Origin of the sequence: Burkholderia sp. AU17457 (genome assembly GCF_002223255.1) — a bacterium.
Taxonomy (GTDB): domain Bacteria; phylum Pseudomonadota; class Gammaproteobacteria; order Burkholderiales; family Burkholderiaceae; genus Burkholderia; species Burkholderia sola.
Map to the genome: position 1 here is coordinate 1,943,178 of NZ_NKFB01000005.1, position 15,720 is coordinate 1,958,897.

Here is a 15,720-nt window from a genome sequence, read left to right on the forward strand (position 1 = left end):
AACCGGCCGCCGCGCCGATACGCGCGACGGCTCGAACTCATCGAAGCCGCGAAAACCCGCCGCGCTTGCCGCACGGCCGTCGCGCGGCGGGTTCCGCTCCGATCGCGCAGCGCTTACTGCACGTGGAACTTCGGCGACGTCAGAACCGTGCCGCCCACCGTGCAGTCCGGCGTCAGCGTCGCGTTGTTGAACGTCAGCGACGAGTTCGCATCGCTCCACGCCGTCACGACCTTGCTCGGCCCGCACGCGCCGAGCAGCGTGACGTTCACCTTCACGTTGTTGATCGACAGCTGCGTCGTGCTGTCGGCCTGCCCCGTCCACGGCGACGTGCTGCTCGCGCTGCCGCTGATCAGCGAGCACGTCGCGCCGCCCGTGAACGTCGTCGACGTGATGTTGACGATGCCGGTCGACGTAATGGTGCCGTTGAAGGTCGCGGTACAGCCCGCCGTGATCGACCCCTTGCTCAGGTTCGTGAGGCCCGATGCGGAGAACGGCTCGCCGTTCGGGTTCATCGGCTGACCGTCCGCGCGCGAAACGGTGACCGCGAAAGCAGGCGCGGCCGAAACCGCGGTGAAAGCCACTGCAGCAACAAGCGATACGATTTTGCGAATGCTCATTTGAACTGCCCCCTCTCTTCACAAATGGCGGCACGCCGCCAGGAACGCGACCTTCCGGCCGGAACGATCCCGCCAGCCGGTCGCAGGAAGCCGCCGGCACGCGTCATGCGCGCCGGTCGGCTCAGAACTTGTAGGAAATCCCGACGAACGTGATCAACGGGTCGGCCTTCAGCCGCGTGCGCGTGGTCGCGAGCGTCGAGCCGTCGGCCGCCTTGATTACCAGCGACGAGTAGGTCTTCAGCGGCATGTACGTCAGCGTCGCCGTAAGCCCCCAGTGCTTGTCGATCGCGTAGCTCGCGCCGACGTTGTAGACCGGCGTGAACGACGACGACGCCTTGCCCTCGACCGACGTCGCCCCCGGCTTGCCGGCGCCGGCGGCGAGCACGCTGCCGAGGTTCTCGTTGATGTCCTTCGCGAAGTTGCCGTTCAGTTCGATGTTGCTGAACCAGCTGTAGGCCACGCCGATCCCGACGAACGGGCGGAACTTCGCCGTCGGCGAATTGAAGTAGTACTGCAGAATGACCGTCGGGCTCCACTGCCGCGCGTTCTTCACTGCCGGCTGGTTCGCCGACTTGTCCATGTCGACGTTGCCGAGCGCGCCGGCCGGGCCGGGCGGCTTGATCACGCCGTGCCCGGTCAGCGTGAATTCCGGCGGCACGCCGAGCACCGACGTCACCGCGATGTGATCGGTGAAGAAGTGCGTGAGCGTGAGGCCGACCGTATCGGCGTTGTTGACCGTCAGGCTCGTGCCCGGCGACGTGAACGAACCGGGCAGGCGCAGCGGCCCGTTGATCGGCATGCTTGCGAGATTCGTCGTCAGCCCGTTGGTCGAATCCTGCGGCATGATGTGCAGCCAGCCCAGCGTCGCGACGTTGTCGCCCGCCTGCTGGGCCGATGCGAGCGTCGACACGCCTGCGACGACACCCGCGACAATCAGCTTCTTCATGAAGTCTCCCCCTCATTCTGTCGGGGCGCCGCGCATTCGCGCGCGGCGCCGCCGTGTCTCCATCCACACGCGGTCACTGCACGAACGCACCGACCGTGAAGTACGGGTTGCTCGTATCGGCCATGTCGAGGAACCCGAACACGCCGCCGGTGAACACGAACTTGCCGGTCGCCGGCCCCGACGCCGCGTCCGCATGCACGGTCGTCACGACACCCGGCACCTTTTGCGTGTAGTCGAGGTTCAGCGCGCGCGTGAGCGCGGCCTGCGACGCGTTGAACGGATCGAGCAGCGTGGCCTGCGCGCCGACGAGCGCGGTTGCGCGGTAGTTGAACGCGCTGTCGACGCCCGTGTACTCGCCGTTCTGCGAGCCCTGCGCGATCGCCATCTGCGGGCTCAGGAACGAGATGCCCGATTCGTCGTCCGCGCTCGGCGGCCCTTGCGTGAGGTCCGCGTTGGCGGCGCCGGTACGGATGAAGATCGGCACGAGCTGGTTGCGCAGCTTGCCGACGATCAGGATTCCCTTGCCGGCCTTCGCTGGATCGAGCGCGGCGAGCGTCGGTGGAATCTGCGGCTGGTAGTTGAGCGACTGAAATGCCGGCGCGTCGGGACGCAGCGTGAACGGCTGGTTCACGGTCGCGCTCGACGCGAGCGGCTGCCCGCCGTTCTTCTTGCCGAAGTTGTCGGTTTCCGTATAGCTGCCGTCCGCATTGATCGTCACCTTCTGGTCGAGCGCCACCGGCTGGAAGTTCTGCGACGGCACCTGGTGATAGCCGAGCTGGTTGTACGTGCCGGCGATCTTCGTCAGGTCGGTTTCGAGCGACGAGAAGCTGATGAACGGGTAGTACGGGAACGTCGTCTTCGGGATCTTGCCGACACCGATCACGCCGTCGAACTGGATCGTCGCACCGGGGATCGCGCCGCCGAGCACGCCTTCGCCGAGGAACAGCCGCGCGGGCCGGCTCGGGTCGAGGCTCGCGTTCTGCATCCGGAACGTGCACTGGTTCAGCTTCACCGTCGGCAGCCCCGTCTCGTCGGCCAGCGTGCCGTCGACCACGTTCGCGGGCGCGGTGTCGCGGGTCGGCTGCACGGTGCCCGCGGTGGTCGGCACCGGCGACGCGAGGTAGGTCATCCGGTACGTCATCTTCGTCGTGTCGAGCTGCACCTTCACGAGCTCGCCCGATCCGGAACCGCCAATGAATACCGTGTTGTAGTCGATCGTCTGCGGGCACAGCCGGACCACCGGCGCGGGCGGCGGATCGCCGTCGCCGCCGCATGCGGCCAGCACGGGTGCGAGCGATGCCGCGGCCATCCAATGCTTCAAATTCATAGGAATCCTCTTGAAATTCGGTTCACCGGCGGCAGCGCATGCGCCGCCGGCGTTACGTGTTCAATGCCGGGTTACTGGACGAACGCGCCGACCGTGAAGAACGGATTGACCTGGCTGTTGTTGACGACCATCGCGTAGACGTTGCCGGCCGTCACGATCCACCCCGTATCGCCCTTCTTGAAGATCGCCACGTTGCCGGCCGCGCCCTTCGCGTTGAAGTCGCTGTTGGCCGTGACCTTGACCTTGCCGGGCGATACCTGCGTGTAGTCGAGCCCGAACTGCGCGGTCGGCGACGACGTTTGCGGATCGATGAACGCCGCGGTATTGCCCTGGAACAGCGTCGACGTGTAGTTCGCCGCGATGGTCGACACGGCGGTGCCATCGCTGCAGTTGCCGGCAGACGGCGTGAAGTAATTGAAAGCCGTGTTGAACGTGCCGGGCAGGTCCGGATGCGGAACGAACGGATTGAAGCTCGGCCCCTGGCCTGCCGCGCTGCTCGACGGCCCGTTGTTGGTCACCACGCCGCACGCGGATGCACTCGTCGCACCGATGAACCCGCCCTTCAGCACGTTGGGCGCGACGGCTTTGGCGGGCGCGAGCATCGAGATGCCGACCTCCGCATCGGCCACCGAGCCCAGCGGATTGCCCGGCGCCGCATACGCATACCCGACGCGGATCACGACCGGCACCAGCGCGCCGTTCAGCTTGCCGACGATCATCACGCCGTGCGCCTGGCTTGGCACGAGGATCACGAGCGGCTGTCCCTGGCCTGCCGACGGATAGGCCTGCCCGGATGGCGCATTGCTGACGAATACGTTGTCGGGCGTACCGTCCGCATTCTTGCGCAACGTCCACGGCGAACCGGTCGTCTGACACGAATAGTCGCTGCCTGGCGTGATCGTGCACGAGCCGTCCGCATTGAGCGTCTGGTTCCAGTTCACGACGTCCGGCTGCCAGCCCTGCGGCGTGGTGGTCTGATAGGTGGTGCCGGTCGGCGACAGATGAATGCCGACTTCGTTGTACACGCCGGCCACCTTCGTGAAGTCCGTTTCGGTGTCGGTAAAGCCGATGAACGGATAGAAGTCGAACGTGCGCGACGGCACCGAGCCGAGGAAGAAGCCGGGCGCGAGTTCGATGCCCTGGAACGCGATCGTCGCGCCCGGAATTCCGCCGCCGACCACGCCGTTGCCGACGAACAGCATCGGCGGATCGGCGCGATTGATCGTCACCGAATAGGCGCCGTCGCTCGTCGCGCCGCTGTCGAGCACGAACGCACAACGATTCTGCTCGGCCGTCGGGAGATTGGTCGGATGATGGAACGCGCCGCTGATCGTCAGGCCCGCGCGCGTGTCGTTGATCTGCCCTGCCGAGGTCGGCACCGACGAGTCGATGAACTGCATCTGGTAAGTCAGCTTCGTCGTGTCGAACTTGACCTTCACGTATTCGCCGCTGCCGGCGCCGCCCGTATACGTCGTCGTGTAATCGAGCGCGTCCGGGCACAGCTTCGTCACGACCGGCGGCGTCGTTTCGGCGCCGCTCGGCCCACATGCGCTGCCCGAGCACTGCGGCACGGTGATCGGCCCCGGATCGTCGCCGCCGCCGCAACCGGCGACGAACGGCAGCATCAGCACCGCGCACGACAGGATCGCCTTCCGCCATTCAGGAATGCAAATCATCAACCCCTCCTTTTCAGGTACGACAAGTCTCGTCCGGCCGGGCTGCATGGCCTGCCGGTTGGTATCGCGCCGCCGCACGAATGCGCGGCGCATGACGCTGCGCGCGGGACCGCCGCGATGCCGGTCGGGCACATGCGGCACACGCGGCGGCGGACAAACGCGCTCCCGCGGCACCGTCATGCGGCACGGCGCCGTCGGAGCGATCGAAACGGAAAGTGGCAAGCCGCTACGGCTCGCCGCTACGGCTTGCCGCTACACGGCGAGGTGACGGCGCAGGGATGCGACCTGCGTCGCGCCTGCATTCAGCGAAAAATCGGGAAGCGGCAGTCCCGCCGGCCCGGCGGATAGGCGTCTCATGATGTTGGTCTCCATACGTACGCTTGATTCGTTTTCGTGATGCGTCGTGTGTCGAGACTATGATCGGACCATTCCCGCAAGTAAATGGATGCAGAGTTCCAAACGACGGGCACCGCGCGATCCTAGCGTTTATACGGTATTTAACAGATTTTCAAACGGCCTTCATTTTATTTGCTCAGACAAATAAACGCCGCGTGAAACAGGCGTTTGAACGGTCCCGCGAATCCGCGCCGAGCCAAGCCGGCCGGCCTTCAGCGGCCAGCATGCATGCTGCGGCGCAACCTCACACGTCGATGATCGCGAGCGTGCCGTGGCTGCCGGGCAGCACCGCGTGGCGCGTGCCGGCGCGCGCGAGATACATCTGCCCGGCGCCGACCACGACCGTTTCCGCTTCGACCTCGAGCATCAGCGTGCCGTCGAGCACCAGCAACCCCTCGTTGTAATCGTGCACTTCCGCTTCGTAAGGCTGGGCATCCATGCGCAGCACCTTGATCCGGGCCGGACCGACTTCGCCGACGATCGTGGATTGCCATGCGCAGGCCTGCGCCTGCGCCACGGATTTCAAATCGATCAAAGACATGCGCGCCGCTCCGTATCGCCGGGAAAGGAACGCATTATCGCGAGCGCCACGCGTGGCGTCCCGGTACGGCGCGAGGGCCGGCGGGCGGCACAGTCGGCCAGCCTGCCGGGCGGCCACGCGAGCGCGGGCCGAGTGACGGAAAACAACCGGAATTGTTCGCGTCACTCAAATAAAGCACCGAATCATTGAGCAATATCGCCGCAATTCACGCAAATTCGGCACCGGTACGCGCCAGCCTTTCCATCAGAATGCATTTCGATCTGCCGATTGCTAATATGGCGGTCCCGCGATCCCGCACCACCCTACCGTTCGACATGACGCCCGTTCGCCATGCCGTCCCCGGTCCCGGCCGCTGCGCAGCGGCGGCGGCGCCGGGCACGCGCGGCGCCGGCCGTCGCGCCGGCCGGCCGTGCCATCCGTGAGCATGCAACCGATCCTTTCCGTCTCCGACCTTTCCAAGACTTACGCGTCCGGCTTCCAGGCGCTGAAGCACGTGACCCTCGACATCCGCCCCGGCGAGATCTTCGCGCTGCTCGGGCCGAACGGCGCCGGCAAGACGACGCTGATCGGCTCGATCTGCGGCATCGTCACGCCGACCGAAGGCCGCGTGACGGTCGGCGGCCACGACATCCGCGACCAATACCGCGCGGCCCGCGAAATGATCGGCCTCGTGCCGCAGGAGCTGACCACCGACGCATTCGAAACCGTCTGGGCCACCGTATCGTTCAGCCGCGGCCTGTTCGGCAAGGCGCCCGACCCCGCGTACATCGAGAAGACGCTGAAGGCGCTGTCGCTGTGGGACAAGCGCGACAACAAGCTGATGACGCTGTCGGGCGGCATGAAGCGCCGCGTGATGATCGCGAAGGCGCTGTCGCACGAGCCGCGCATCCTGTTCCTCGACGAACCGACGGCCGGCGTCGACGTCGAGCTGCGCCGCGACATGTGGAAGCTCGTCGATTCGCTGCGCGAAAGCGGCGTGACGATCCTGCTGACCACGCACTACATCGAGGAAGCGGAGGAAATGGCCGACCGGATCGGCATCATCCTCGGCGGCGAGCTCGTGCTCGTCGAGGAAAAACGCGAACTGATGCGCAAGCTCGGCAAGAAACAGCTCACCGTGCAGCTCGAGCAGCCGCTCGCCGACGTGCCGCCCGCGCTCGCGCCGTTCGGGCTCGAACGCGCGGAAGACGGCGCCGCGCTCGTCTATACGTACGACTCGCAGCGCGACGACGCGAGCATCGCGAAGCTGATCAACGCGCTCGGCTCGGCCGGCATCGGCTTTCGCGACCTGCACACGACGCAGAGCTCGCTCGAGGACATTTTCGTCAGCCTGATCGACAACCGCCGCAACGGCGTGCAAGGAACCTGACACATGAATTGGCATGGAATCCGCGCGATCTACCGCGCAGAAATGGCCCGCACGCGCCGCACGCTGATGCAGAGCATCATCGCGCCGGTCATCTCGACGTCGCTGTATTTCGTCGTGTTCGGCTCCGCGATCGGCTCGCGCATCAGCGACGTGAACGGCATCGGCTACGGGTCGTTCATCGTGCCGGGCCTCGTGATGCTGTCGCTGCTGTCGCAGAGCATCTCGAACGCGTCGTTCGGCATCTATTTCCCGCGCTTCACCGGCACGATCTACGAGATCCTGTCGGCGCCCGTGTCGTACTGGGAGATCGTGATCGCGTACGTCGGCGCGGCCGCGTCGAAGTCGATTCTGCTCGGCGTGATCATCCTCGCCACGGCCGGCCTGTTCGTGCCGCTGCACATCCTGCATCCGTTCTGGATGGTGCTGTTCCTGGTGCTGACGGCCGTCACGTTCAGCCTGTTCGGCTTCGTGATCGGCATCTGGGCCGACAGCTTCGAGAAGCTGCAGCTCGTGCCGCTGTTGATCATCACGCCGCTCACGTTCCTCGGCGGCAGCTTCTACTCGGTCGACATGCTGCCGCCCGCGTGGCGCGTGGTCACGCTGTTCAACCCGATCGTCTACCTGATCAGCGGCTTCCGCTGGTCGTTCTACGGGATCGCCGACGTGCACGTGTGGATCAGCCTCGCCGCGACCGCGCTGTTCCTCGTGATCCTGCTCGCGATCGTCGCGTGGATGTTCCGCACCGGATACAAGCTGAGGAATTGACGCCGGCGGGCATCACGCGCGCCGCCTGACGATGACGCATTTGGGCAAGCAGGCGGCGCTTTTCCTCTGATGCGGCAGTTTGTGGTCGCGTCTACTGAATACGAAGCATCGGGGCCGTCGAGCATGCGCTGCGCGGCCCCTTTTTCATTTCAGAGGACGCCATGCCCGCCGCCACCGCTCCCGCCTCCGCCGCCGCCCGGCTCGAACGCCTGCCGTTCTCCGGCTATCACAAGCGGATCTTCTTCATCATCGCGATCGCGTTCTTCTTCGACTCGGTCGATCTCGGCACGATGACGTTCGTGCTCGGCTCGATCCGCAAGGAGTTCGGGCTGTCGACGGCCGCCGCCGGCCTCGTCGCGAGCGCGAGCTTCTTCGGGATGGTGCTCGGCGCGGCCGTGGCCGGCCTGCTCGCCGACCGCTTCGGCCGCCGGCCCGTGTTCCAGTGGAGCATGGTGCTGTGGGGCGCCGCGTCGTACCTGTGCTCGACCGCGCAGAACGTCGACGCGCTGATCGTCTACCGCGTGCTGCTCGGCATCGGGATGGGGATGGAGTTTCCGGTCGCGCAGACGCTGCTGTCCGAATTCGTGCCGACCGAGAAACGCGGCCGCCTGATCGCGCTGATGGACGGCTTCTGGCCGCTCGGCTTCATCACGGCCGGCATCGTCGCGTATTTCGTGCTGCCGCAGTTCGGCTGGCGCACCGTGTTCGCGCTGCTCGCGATTCCGGCCGTGTTCGTGCTGGTCGTGCGCCGCATCGTGCCGGAATCGCCGCGCTGGCTCGAACATGCGGGCCGGCACGCGCAAGCCGACGCGGTGATGCATACGATCGAGGCGAAGGTGATGCGCTCGGCCGGCGTCACGACGCTGCCGCCGCCGTCGCGGCTTGCCGAACCGGCCGCCGCGCGCGGCCGCGGCGCGCTGCGCGAGATCTGGAGCGGCGCGTACCGCCGCCGCACGGTGATGGTGTGGCTGCTGTGGTTCTTCGCGCTGCTCGGCTTCTACGGCCTCACGTCGTGGCTCGGCGCGCTGCTGCAGCAGGCCGGCTTCGAAGTCACGAAATCAGTGTTTTACACGGTGCTGATCTCGCTCGGCGGCGTGCCGGGCTTCCTGTGCGCCGCATGGCTCGTCGAACGTTGGGGACGCAAGCCGACCTGCATCGCGTCGCTGATCGGCGGCGGCGCGATGGCGTACGCGTACGGCCAGAGCGCGCTGTACGGCGGCAGCACGACGCTGCTGATCGTCACGGGCCTCGCGATGCAGTTCTTCCTGTTCGGGATGTGGGCGGCGCTGTACACGTACACGCCCGAGCTGTACGGCACCGGCGCACGCGCGACGGGTTCGGGCTTCGCGTCTGCAATCGGTCGGATCGGCTCGCTGATCGGGCCTTACGTGGTCGGCGTGGTCTTGCCGGTATTCGGTCAGGGTGGCGTGTTCACGCTCGGCGCGCTGTCGTTCGTCGCGGCGGCCATCGCCGTGTGGACGCTCGGGATCGAGACGAAGGGGCTCGCGCTGGAGCAACTGGCGGCAGGCGACGAAGCGGGCCGCAACGGCCGGTATCCGGCGGCGGCGGCGGACGAGGCGTCCTGATCGCCGGGAGGGGTTTTCAAGCCGTTTCGGGCCGGATCCAGGCGCTCGATCTCGCCCTCATCCTGCCGATGCACAGCCCGGCGATCGCGCATGACATTCCCTGCGTGCTCGCCGGCGGATCGCCCGGTGCGAAGCCGCCGCCGAGTAAGCTGCGGCGGCGCTCATCCGGCACGGGTACAGCGGCGCCCGTCAGGCGTCGGCGACCACGAACTCTTCAGCCGCCTTGCGCTGGACCGCTGCCATCACGGCCAGTTCGCGCTTGCTGCGCGTGTCGCCGGACACGACGCCCGTCGCGTGCTTCGCCTTCGCGCCCAGCGGGAAAAAAACGAACGACGCGCCGGCCGGGGCCGCCGGCTCCGCGCGCAGGCGTTTGTTCAGGATTTTCAGGTACTTCTTCTTCGAGACTTCCTTAGCAGCCATGGCGCCCTCCGCGTGCACGTGATGCGGATCAGCATACCAGTTTTGCCGATGCGCTCCGTGACAGCGGCCGCGCGGCGCACCGACTCGATCGCGCGTGAAAATTTCTCGCCCGCGATGTCGATTCGCGTCGCCGTCGCGCGTCGTGTTGTCGTAACCGATCGTTTTGCCGTCGCACCGTCGGCAAACGCCCTGTTCCCTTTCAAGGAGAGACGACAATGCGCGTCATGGTCATCGTCAAGGCCACCGCCGATTCCGAATCCGGCCGGCTGCCCGACACCGACATGCTGGCCGCGATGGGCCAGTTCAACGAGGAACTCGTGAAAGCGGGCGTCCTGCTCGCCGCCGACGGGTTGCACCCGAGCAGCCGCGGCAAGCGCGTGCACTTTTCCGGCAAGAACCGCACGGTCGTCGACGGCCCGTTCGCCGAAACGAAGGAGCTCGTCGCCGGCTACTGGCTGTGGCAGGTCAAATCGATGGAGGAAGCCGTCGAGTGGGTGAGGCGCTGCCCGAACCCGATGCCCGGCGACTCCGACATCGAGATCCGCCCGCTGTACGAACTCGACGAATTCGGCGACGCGTTTACGCCCGAGCTTCAGGCGCAGGAAGCGCGCATCCTCGCGGAAATCGACGCGCGGCAGACGCGCTGAGCGGGGCAACCGGGCGGCGCGGGCGGGGCCCGCGGAGTGCCCGAACGAGCCGGTTGACGAGGCCCCGCTTAGTAACGTATCGTTTTGATACGTTACAAGACAGGGTTTCGACATGCATTCCCGTTTCGACCGTTTCCGCTTGACCCCGCTCGGCGCCCAACTCGAAGCGCTGATCGAACAGCCCGAACGCTATCTAGAGTTCGCGGCGCTGTCGCGCGTCGGTGTCGCCGCGATCGGCGCGATCCAGGACGAGATCGCGCGCAAATTCCCCGAAATCGAAGCCGACACGACGGCCCGCCAGTTCTGCGGCGCGATGGTCGCGGAAGTCATGCGCCGCCACGGCCATGAAGTCGCGCAGCCGCGCGGGCGGCTCGGCGGTGCGCTGTTCAGCTATGGCGCGGTGTTCAGCGCATCCCCGCACCGGCTGCCGTTCGCCGACGTCGTCGCCGCGCTGGCGCGCATGCCCGCGAGGCTCGCCGCTTACGCCGCGCACGTACCGGCCGCGCTGGCCACGCGCCGCCCGGCCGGCACCGGCTTCTCGCTCGTCGAACATGCGTGCCACCTGCGCGATCTCGATGCGGTGTTCGCCGCGCGTATCGACGCCGTGCGCACGGCCGAGCTTCCCGTGATCGAATCCGTCGACGGCACCGCGCTCGCCGCGCAACGCGACTATCTCGCCCAGCCGCTCGATCTCGCCGTCGCGGCATTCGGCAGCGGGCGCGCCGCGCTGTGCGCCACCGCGGCCGCGCTGGAGCCGGCCCAACTCGCGCGCTGCGGGCTGCGCGACGGCATCCGCCGCATGTCGCTCGACGAACTCGTGCGCGAACTGCTCGATCACGATCGCACGCACGTGCTCGAACTCGACGAACTGCTCGCCGAACTCGAATTGCCGCCCCTGCCTTCAGCGGCGGCCGCATGATCCCGCCCTCGCCCGTCGTCTTCATTCACGGTTTCATCGGCACGTTCGACGTGCGCGGATGGAACGGCCCGCATCTGCGCCCGATCTGCTCGACTACGGCGCACATCGCGCCACGCCGCCCGACACGATCGCCGGTTGCGCGCACCTGATCGCGGCCGAGCGGCCCGATGCGTTGCGCGTCGCCGTCGCGCGCATCGGATGCAAGCCGTCCGGCTGACAACCCGTAGGGTTTGTCGAAATATGGTTGAAAGGCGCGATTGCTAAAGTCGTCGAAACAGGGTTTTCCCGGCCCCCCGCCCCGGACTGGATCGACACATGCAAGGATCGATGAACCTGGCACGTACTTTCTGGCTGCTACTGCTGCTCGCCGTCACGAGCCCTGCATTCGCCTTTCATGCGCGGGTCGTCGCGATTCCGAGCGCCGCGATGAGCGAAACGCTGAAGGCCACCATCGTGCTGCCCGACGATTACGCGCGCGACAACCGCGGCGAGCGCTACCCCGTCGTCTATCTGCTGCACGGCTCGGGCGGCGACCATACCGACTGGACGTCGAACACGCACATCGCCGCGCTGGCCGACCGCTATCGCGTGATCCTCGTGATGCCCGACGGCGGACATGAAAGCTGGTACATCGACAGCCCGTTCGATTCGGGCAGCCGCTACGAGACCTTCGTCGGCGATGAAGTCGTGTCCTATGTCGACCTGCATTTCCGCACGATCGCCACCCAGCATGCGCGCGCGATCACCGGCCTCAGCATGGGTGGCTTCGGCGCACTGCGCATCGCGCTCGACCGGCCCGACACGTTCGGCGCGGTCGGCAGCATCAGCGGCGCGGTCGATCCGCGCTGCTGCACGGGCGAGCCGGGGATCGCCCACGTGTTCGGCGATCCCGATCGCCATCCGTCGTTCTGGAACCGCAACGTGATCGTCGAAAGCGCGCGGGCGTTCGTGCGCGCCCATCTCGACCTGACGATCGATTGCGGCCGCGACGATGCATTCGTCGACTCGAACCGCACGCTGCACGAACGGCTCGTCGCGCTCGGCGTGCCGCACGACTATGCGGAGCGGCCGGGCGGCCATACCTGGGATTACTGGGCGAATGCGATCCGCTACCAGATGCGGTTCTTCGCGACGTCGTTCCAGCATCGCGGCTACGCGTACCGTGCCGCGCCGCCGGCAGCGGGCACGACGCGCGCGGGCTGATGCGCAGCTGACGCTCAACGCGCCGATCCGGTTGAGGGCCGCACGGCCTCGCGTCGACAATCGAAACGGAATGATGAACCGGCCGGGCAGCGCGCCTGGCCGAAAGACGAATGCGCGTCACCCGACGTGCGAAAAAGAGAAACGACGAAGCCGTCAGTTGCCGTGCGCGGCGTCCGCGCCGACGACGCGATCGAAGAATTCCTGTGCACGCGCCAGCTCGTCGAGCGCGCGATCGAGACGCGACATCGCGCGTGCGTATTCGGCCGACGAGCCGTCGTCGTCGCTTTCGCCGCGCACCGCGCGAAACGCCTGATCGACGTTGCGCGTGGCTTCGACGAAGCGTTGTGCGGCCCGTGCTTCCGGCGAACAGATGTGGGTCTGGGTCGACATCGACACTCCTCCGTCAGGATTGCAGTGTGAAGCACGCCGACGCTCAGTGTGCGTGGTACGCATGTCGGCGGCGTGAATCCCGCCCCGTCGCACGTCGACGCATTGGCCGCCGCACCGCGCGCTTCGTGCCGATTGTCGCTCCGCGCTCGACGATCCGCTACGGCGAGATTGCAACAAATTCTTGCGCGAATGGCGCCGCGCCCGGCGTCACGCGCGCCCGATGCGCGGATGCGCCAGCCCGGCAAACGCGGCCGCCTCGCCCGGCGACAGGTCGAACAGATCGCCGGTGAGATCGCGCGGATGCTCGGCCGCCGGCCGGTTGCGCAGGCGCGCGACATGCGTGGGCGCCACGTACGCAGCCGCCGTTTCGATCGGCGGCACGTCGAACAGGTCGCGCGTGACGCCGCGCACGGCGTCCGTCGGCGAACGGCCGCGCAAGCGCGCGACCAGCTCGACGAAGCGATCGAAATCGCCCGCGCGCGTGGCCTTGTTCACTTCCGCGAGATCGCGCACCTTCAGCACGCACGGCTGCGCGAGCCGCACGAAATACGGCGCCTCGAGCTCGACCGACAGCGCGAGCGGATAGCTCTTGCCCGTCTGCTCCTTCGCACGCCCGATGCAGTCGACCACGGCCGCGCCCTGCGCGGCGCCCAGCGGCCTGCCCGTGCTCACGCTGCGAAGATGGTCGGGAAACACGCGCAACTGCGTGCCGACCGTCAGCGCGGTGGACGACGCGCACACGAGCGCGTAGTGCTGCTCGCGACGCCGGCCCGACGGCAACGTCGAGCGGCTGGCGATGAACGTGTGCGGCGGCAACGGCCGCACCTGACCGCTTGCGTCGACCCACGCATTCCACAACAGCGCGTCCTTGCGCTCGCCCGCGCGCGGACGCGACGCGACCGGCGAAAACAACGCGAGCAGCGAACCCGTGCGATGCGCGGCGACTTGCGCGCTGCTGCCGAGCGGCTGGTTGATGCCCCACAGAAAACGCCCGCCCCCGAGCCTGCGCTCCCATTCCTTGCGGAGCACGACGGTCGGCAGTTCCTCGCCGGACTCGGCGCCGATCTTGGTCCAGCAGAACGTGGGAGGGAGGTGTTTCAGTGTCATCAACTTTCTCGGGATACAGCCTCGCTGCTGACAGCAAGCCCATTCAACAGCCGTAACTGTATAGGTATAATGCATCGCATGGAAGCCCCGGACCAAGATTTTCCCGTTCAAGACCTGTTGCGCCGCTTGATGGCAGACACACGCTCGTCTAGCGAAATTGCGCGACTTTCCGGGGTCAGCCAGCCAACCGTATCGCGCCTGCGGCTGTCGAACGGGCACCGGCTGCGCCGCAGCGCGCCATTCAACAAGCTATGCAGTTTCTATGGTGTCGATACCGAGCCGTCGCGCCGCCGGTACAACGATCTGCTGCGCGACGCGATCGTCGACGCGTGGGACGGGTCGGACGAGCACGGGCGCGCGCTGCTGGTCGTGATTCAGGGGCTGAAGGGTTTGCAGGCGAAGGCGGACGACGGGTGATGTCGCCAACGTGCCCGGTCATTCATCGAGATTGAACGTGATCGGCACGCGCGCCCGCATCGGCGACGGCGCGCCGTTTTCTGCATGCGCCGCGCAGCGGCCCGCCAGCGCCGCATCGCGTGCCGCGACATCGCGGCGCGGATAGTCGCTGCCGGTCACGACATGCGCGGCGACCATCCGGCCTGCCGCATCGGTTTCCAGTTCGACGAGCGCGGTGCCGGGCTCGCCCCTGCCGTCGTCCTGGCGGCGCCCCGTCAGCCGTCGCACGCCGCGCCGCATTGCGCGAGCGAATTCTCCTTGCTGCGGAAAACCAGCGGCTGTTCGTCGCTCGGCGCGCGACGTCGCGCGAACTGCACGGCCTGTTCGACCTGCCCGTGATGGGCGGATTTTGCGCACACCGGATCGGCCTCCTTCGGATCGCCGGCCAGCAGGTAGGCCTGACACCGGCAACCGCCATGATCCGCATGCCGCTCGTCGCACGTGCGACACGGCTCGCGCATCCAGTCGTCGCCGCGAAACGCGTTGAACGCATCGCTGTCGTACCAGATTTCGCGCAGCGACCGGTCGCGCACGTTCGGCAGCGCGAGCCCCGGCAGCGACCGCGCGGCATGGCACGGCAGCGCGGTGCCGTCCGGCGCGACGCCGAGGAACACCGAGCCCCAGCCGTTCATGCACGCCTTCGGGCGGCGCTCGAAATAGTCGGGCACGACAAACAGAATCTTGCAGCGCTCGCCGACCAGCTTGCGATAGCGGTTGACCGTTTCCTCGGCCTCGCGCACCTGTTCGACCGTCGGCATCAGTTGGTCGCGATTGAGCATCGCCCAACCGTAGTACTGCGTATTCGCGAGTTCCAGGTAATCGGCGCCGAGATCGAGCGCCATCTCGATGATCTGCCCCACGTGCGGCAGGTTGTAGCGATGCAGCACGCAGTTGAGCACCATCGGGTAGCCGTGCGCCTTGATCAGCCGCGCGACGTCGCGCTTCAGTTCGAACGTGCGCGTGCTGGTCAGGAAATCGTTCAGCTCGCGCGTCGAATCCTGCAGCGACAACTGGATGTGGTCGAGCCCGGCGGCCTTGAGCCGCTCGATGCGCGCGACGTTCAGCCCGATGCCCGACGTGATCAGGTTCGTGTAGAAGCCGAGCCCGCGCGCATGCGCGACGAGCGTCTCGAGGTCGCCGCGCTGCAGCGGCTCGCCGCCCGAGAAGCCGATTTGCGCGGCGCCGAGCGCGCGTGCCTCGCTGATGACCGTGCGCCACGCGTCGGTGTCGAGCTCCGCGCCGTGCGTCGCGAAGTCGACCGGGTTGTAGCAGAACGCGCAGTGCAGCGGGCAGCGGTACGTGAGTTCCGCGAGCAGCCACAGCGGCGCGGACGGACGGGGCGTGTCGGGTGTCAT

Annotated in this window: 17 protein-coding genes and 1 pseudogene; 8 read left to right on the forward strand and 10 right to left on the reverse strand. The window is 67.1% G+C overall.

What is annotated here, in order from left to right; translation table 11 throughout:
• Positions 1 to 113: 113 nt before the first annotated feature.
• From CFB49_RS26020 to CFB49_RS26040, 5 genes are all read right to left on the reverse strand, one after another.
• Positions 114 to 617 (reverse strand): activator protein, encoded by a 504-nt coding sequence (locus tag CFB49_RS26020; RefSeq protein ID WP_069617458.1) that lies wholly within the window; start codon positions 615 to 617, stop codon positions 114 to 116.
• Positions 618 to 738: 121 nt separating this feature from the next.
• Positions 739 to 1,563: an OmpW/AlkL family protein gene (locus tag CFB49_RS26025; protein ID WP_069617459.1), complete on the reverse strand. Its 825-nt coding sequence runs from the start codon at positions 1,561 to 1,563 to the stop codon at positions 739 to 741.
• A 73-nt stretch (positions 1,564 to 1,636) separates the two neighbouring features.
• Positions 1,637 to 2,890: a DUF2957 domain-containing protein gene (locus tag CFB49_RS26030; RefSeq protein WP_089436950.1), complete on the reverse strand. Its 1,254-nt coding sequence runs from the start codon at positions 2,888 to 2,890 to the stop codon at positions 1,637 to 1,639.
• Between the two features lie 71 nt (positions 2,891 to 2,961).
• Complete coding sequence (locus CFB49_RS26035) at positions 2,962 to 4,566, reverse strand: DUF2957 domain-containing protein (protein ID WP_089437144.1); 1,605 nt, start codon at positions 4,564 to 4,566, stop codon at positions 2,962 to 2,964.
• Between the two features lie 640 nt (positions 4,567 to 5,206).
• The gene (locus tag CFB49_RS26040; protein WP_069617462.1) at positions 5,207 to 5,503 is read right to left on the reverse strand and encodes a cupin domain-containing protein; all 297 of its coding nucleotides are present in this window, start codon (positions 5,501 to 5,503) and stop codon (positions 5,207 to 5,209) included.
• A gap of 424 nt (positions 5,504 to 5,927) precedes the next feature.
• Here CFB49_RS26040 and CFB49_RS26050 point away from each other — a divergent pair, with 424 nt between their 5' ends.
• The 3 genes from CFB49_RS26050 (at position 5,928) to CFB49_RS26060 (ending at position 9,223) form a co-directional block, all read left to right on the forward strand.
• Positions 5,928 to 6,872 (forward strand): ABC transporter ATP-binding protein, encoded by a 945-nt coding sequence (locus tag CFB49_RS26050; protein ID WP_089492679.1) that lies wholly within the window; start codon positions 5,928 to 5,930, stop codon positions 6,870 to 6,872.
• Between the two features lie 3 nt (positions 6,873 to 6,875).
• Complete coding sequence (locus CFB49_RS26055) at positions 6,876 to 7,637, forward strand: ABC transporter permease (protein WP_069617463.1); 762 nt, start codon at positions 6,876 to 6,878, stop codon at positions 7,635 to 7,637.
• Positions 7,638 to 7,798: 161 nt separating this feature from the next.
• A complete protein-coding gene (locus CFB49_RS26060) occupies positions 7,799 to 9,223 on the forward strand; it encodes an MFS transporter (RefSeq protein WP_089492680.1) in 1,425 nt (474 codons plus the stop codon).
• Positions 9,224 to 9,412: 189 nt separating this feature from the next.
• Here the strand turns inward: CFB49_RS26060 and CFB49_RS26065 are convergent, their stop codons facing one another.
• Positions 9,413 to 9,643, reverse strand: coding sequence for a hypothetical protein (locus CFB49_RS26065; RefSeq protein ID WP_050012270.1), 231 nt, complete (start codon positions 9,641 to 9,643; stop codon positions 9,413 to 9,415).
• Positions 9,644 to 9,858: 215 nt separating this feature from the next.
• Here CFB49_RS26065 and CFB49_RS26070 point away from each other — a divergent pair, with 215 nt between their 5' ends.
• The 4 genes and pseudogenes from CFB49_RS26070 to CFB49_RS26085 all read left to right on the forward strand — a co-directional run bounded on the left by CFB49_RS26070 (position 9,859) and on the right by CFB49_RS26085 (position 12,412).
• Positions 9,859 to 10,290, forward strand: a complete 432-nt coding sequence (locus tag CFB49_RS26070) for a YciI family protein (RefSeq protein ID WP_069617465.1) — start codon at positions 9,859 to 9,861, stop codon at positions 10,288 to 10,290.
• A gap of 112 nt (positions 10,291 to 10,402) precedes the next feature.
• On the forward strand, positions 10,403 to 11,209 hold the full coding sequence (locus CFB49_RS26075; RefSeq protein ID WP_069617466.1) for a DinB family protein: 807 nt from the start codon (positions 10,403 to 10,405) through the stop codon (positions 11,207 to 11,209).
• Positions 11,206 to 11,340 (forward strand): annotated as a pseudogene (locus CFB49_RS26080) (alpha/beta fold hydrolase); the annotation flags it as partial. The gene CFB49_RS26075 and the pseudogene CFB49_RS26080, both read left to right, overlap by 4 nt.
• Positions 11,341 to 11,536: 196 nt before the next feature.
• Positions 11,537 to 12,412: an alpha/beta hydrolase gene (locus tag CFB49_RS26085; RefSeq protein ID WP_176730169.1), complete on the forward strand. Its 876-nt coding sequence runs from the start codon at positions 11,537 to 11,539 to the stop codon at positions 12,410 to 12,412.
• Positions 12,413 to 12,565: 153 nt separating this feature from the next.
• On the opposite strand, the gene CFB49_RS26090 is transcribed toward CFB49_RS26085, so the two are convergent.
• Together CFB49_RS26090 and CFB49_RS26095 are read right to left on the reverse strand one after the other, a co-directional pair.
• Complete coding sequence (locus CFB49_RS26090; RefSeq protein ID WP_069617468.1) at positions 12,566 to 12,802, reverse strand: hypothetical protein; 237 nt, start codon at positions 12,800 to 12,802, stop codon at positions 12,566 to 12,568.
• Positions 12,803 to 13,009: 207 nt separating this feature from the next.
• Positions 13,010 to 13,909 carry a hypothetical protein gene (locus tag CFB49_RS26095; RefSeq protein ID WP_089492681.1) on the reverse strand — a complete coding sequence of 300 codons (900 nt, stop codon included), beginning with the start codon at positions 13,907 to 13,909 and terminating at the stop codon, positions 13,010 to 13,012.
• 78 nt (positions 13,910 to 13,987) lie between these two features.
• Between CFB49_RS26095 and CFB49_RS26100 the strand changes: the two genes are divergently transcribed.
• Entirely contained in the window at positions 13,988 to 14,326 is a 339-nt protein-coding gene (locus CFB49_RS26100) for a helix-turn-helix domain-containing protein (RefSeq protein WP_069617470.1), read from the forward strand.
• Positions 14,327 to 14,344: 18 nt separating this feature from the next.
• Here CFB49_RS26100 and CFB49_RS26105 read toward each other — a convergent pair whose 3' ends face one another.
• Both CFB49_RS26105 and pqqE read right to left on the reverse strand, forming a co-directional pair.
• A complete protein-coding gene (locus tag CFB49_RS26105; protein ID WP_179234947.1) occupies positions 14,345 to 14,593 on the reverse strand; it encodes a TonB family protein in 249 nt (82 codons plus the stop codon).
• Entirely contained in the window at positions 14,581 to 15,720 is a 1,140-nt protein-coding gene (pqqE, locus tag CFB49_RS26110) for a pyrroloquinoline quinone biosynthesis protein PqqE (RefSeq protein ID WP_069617472.1), read from the reverse strand. The genes CFB49_RS26105 and pqqE overlap by 13 nt, the downstream gene beginning before the upstream one ends.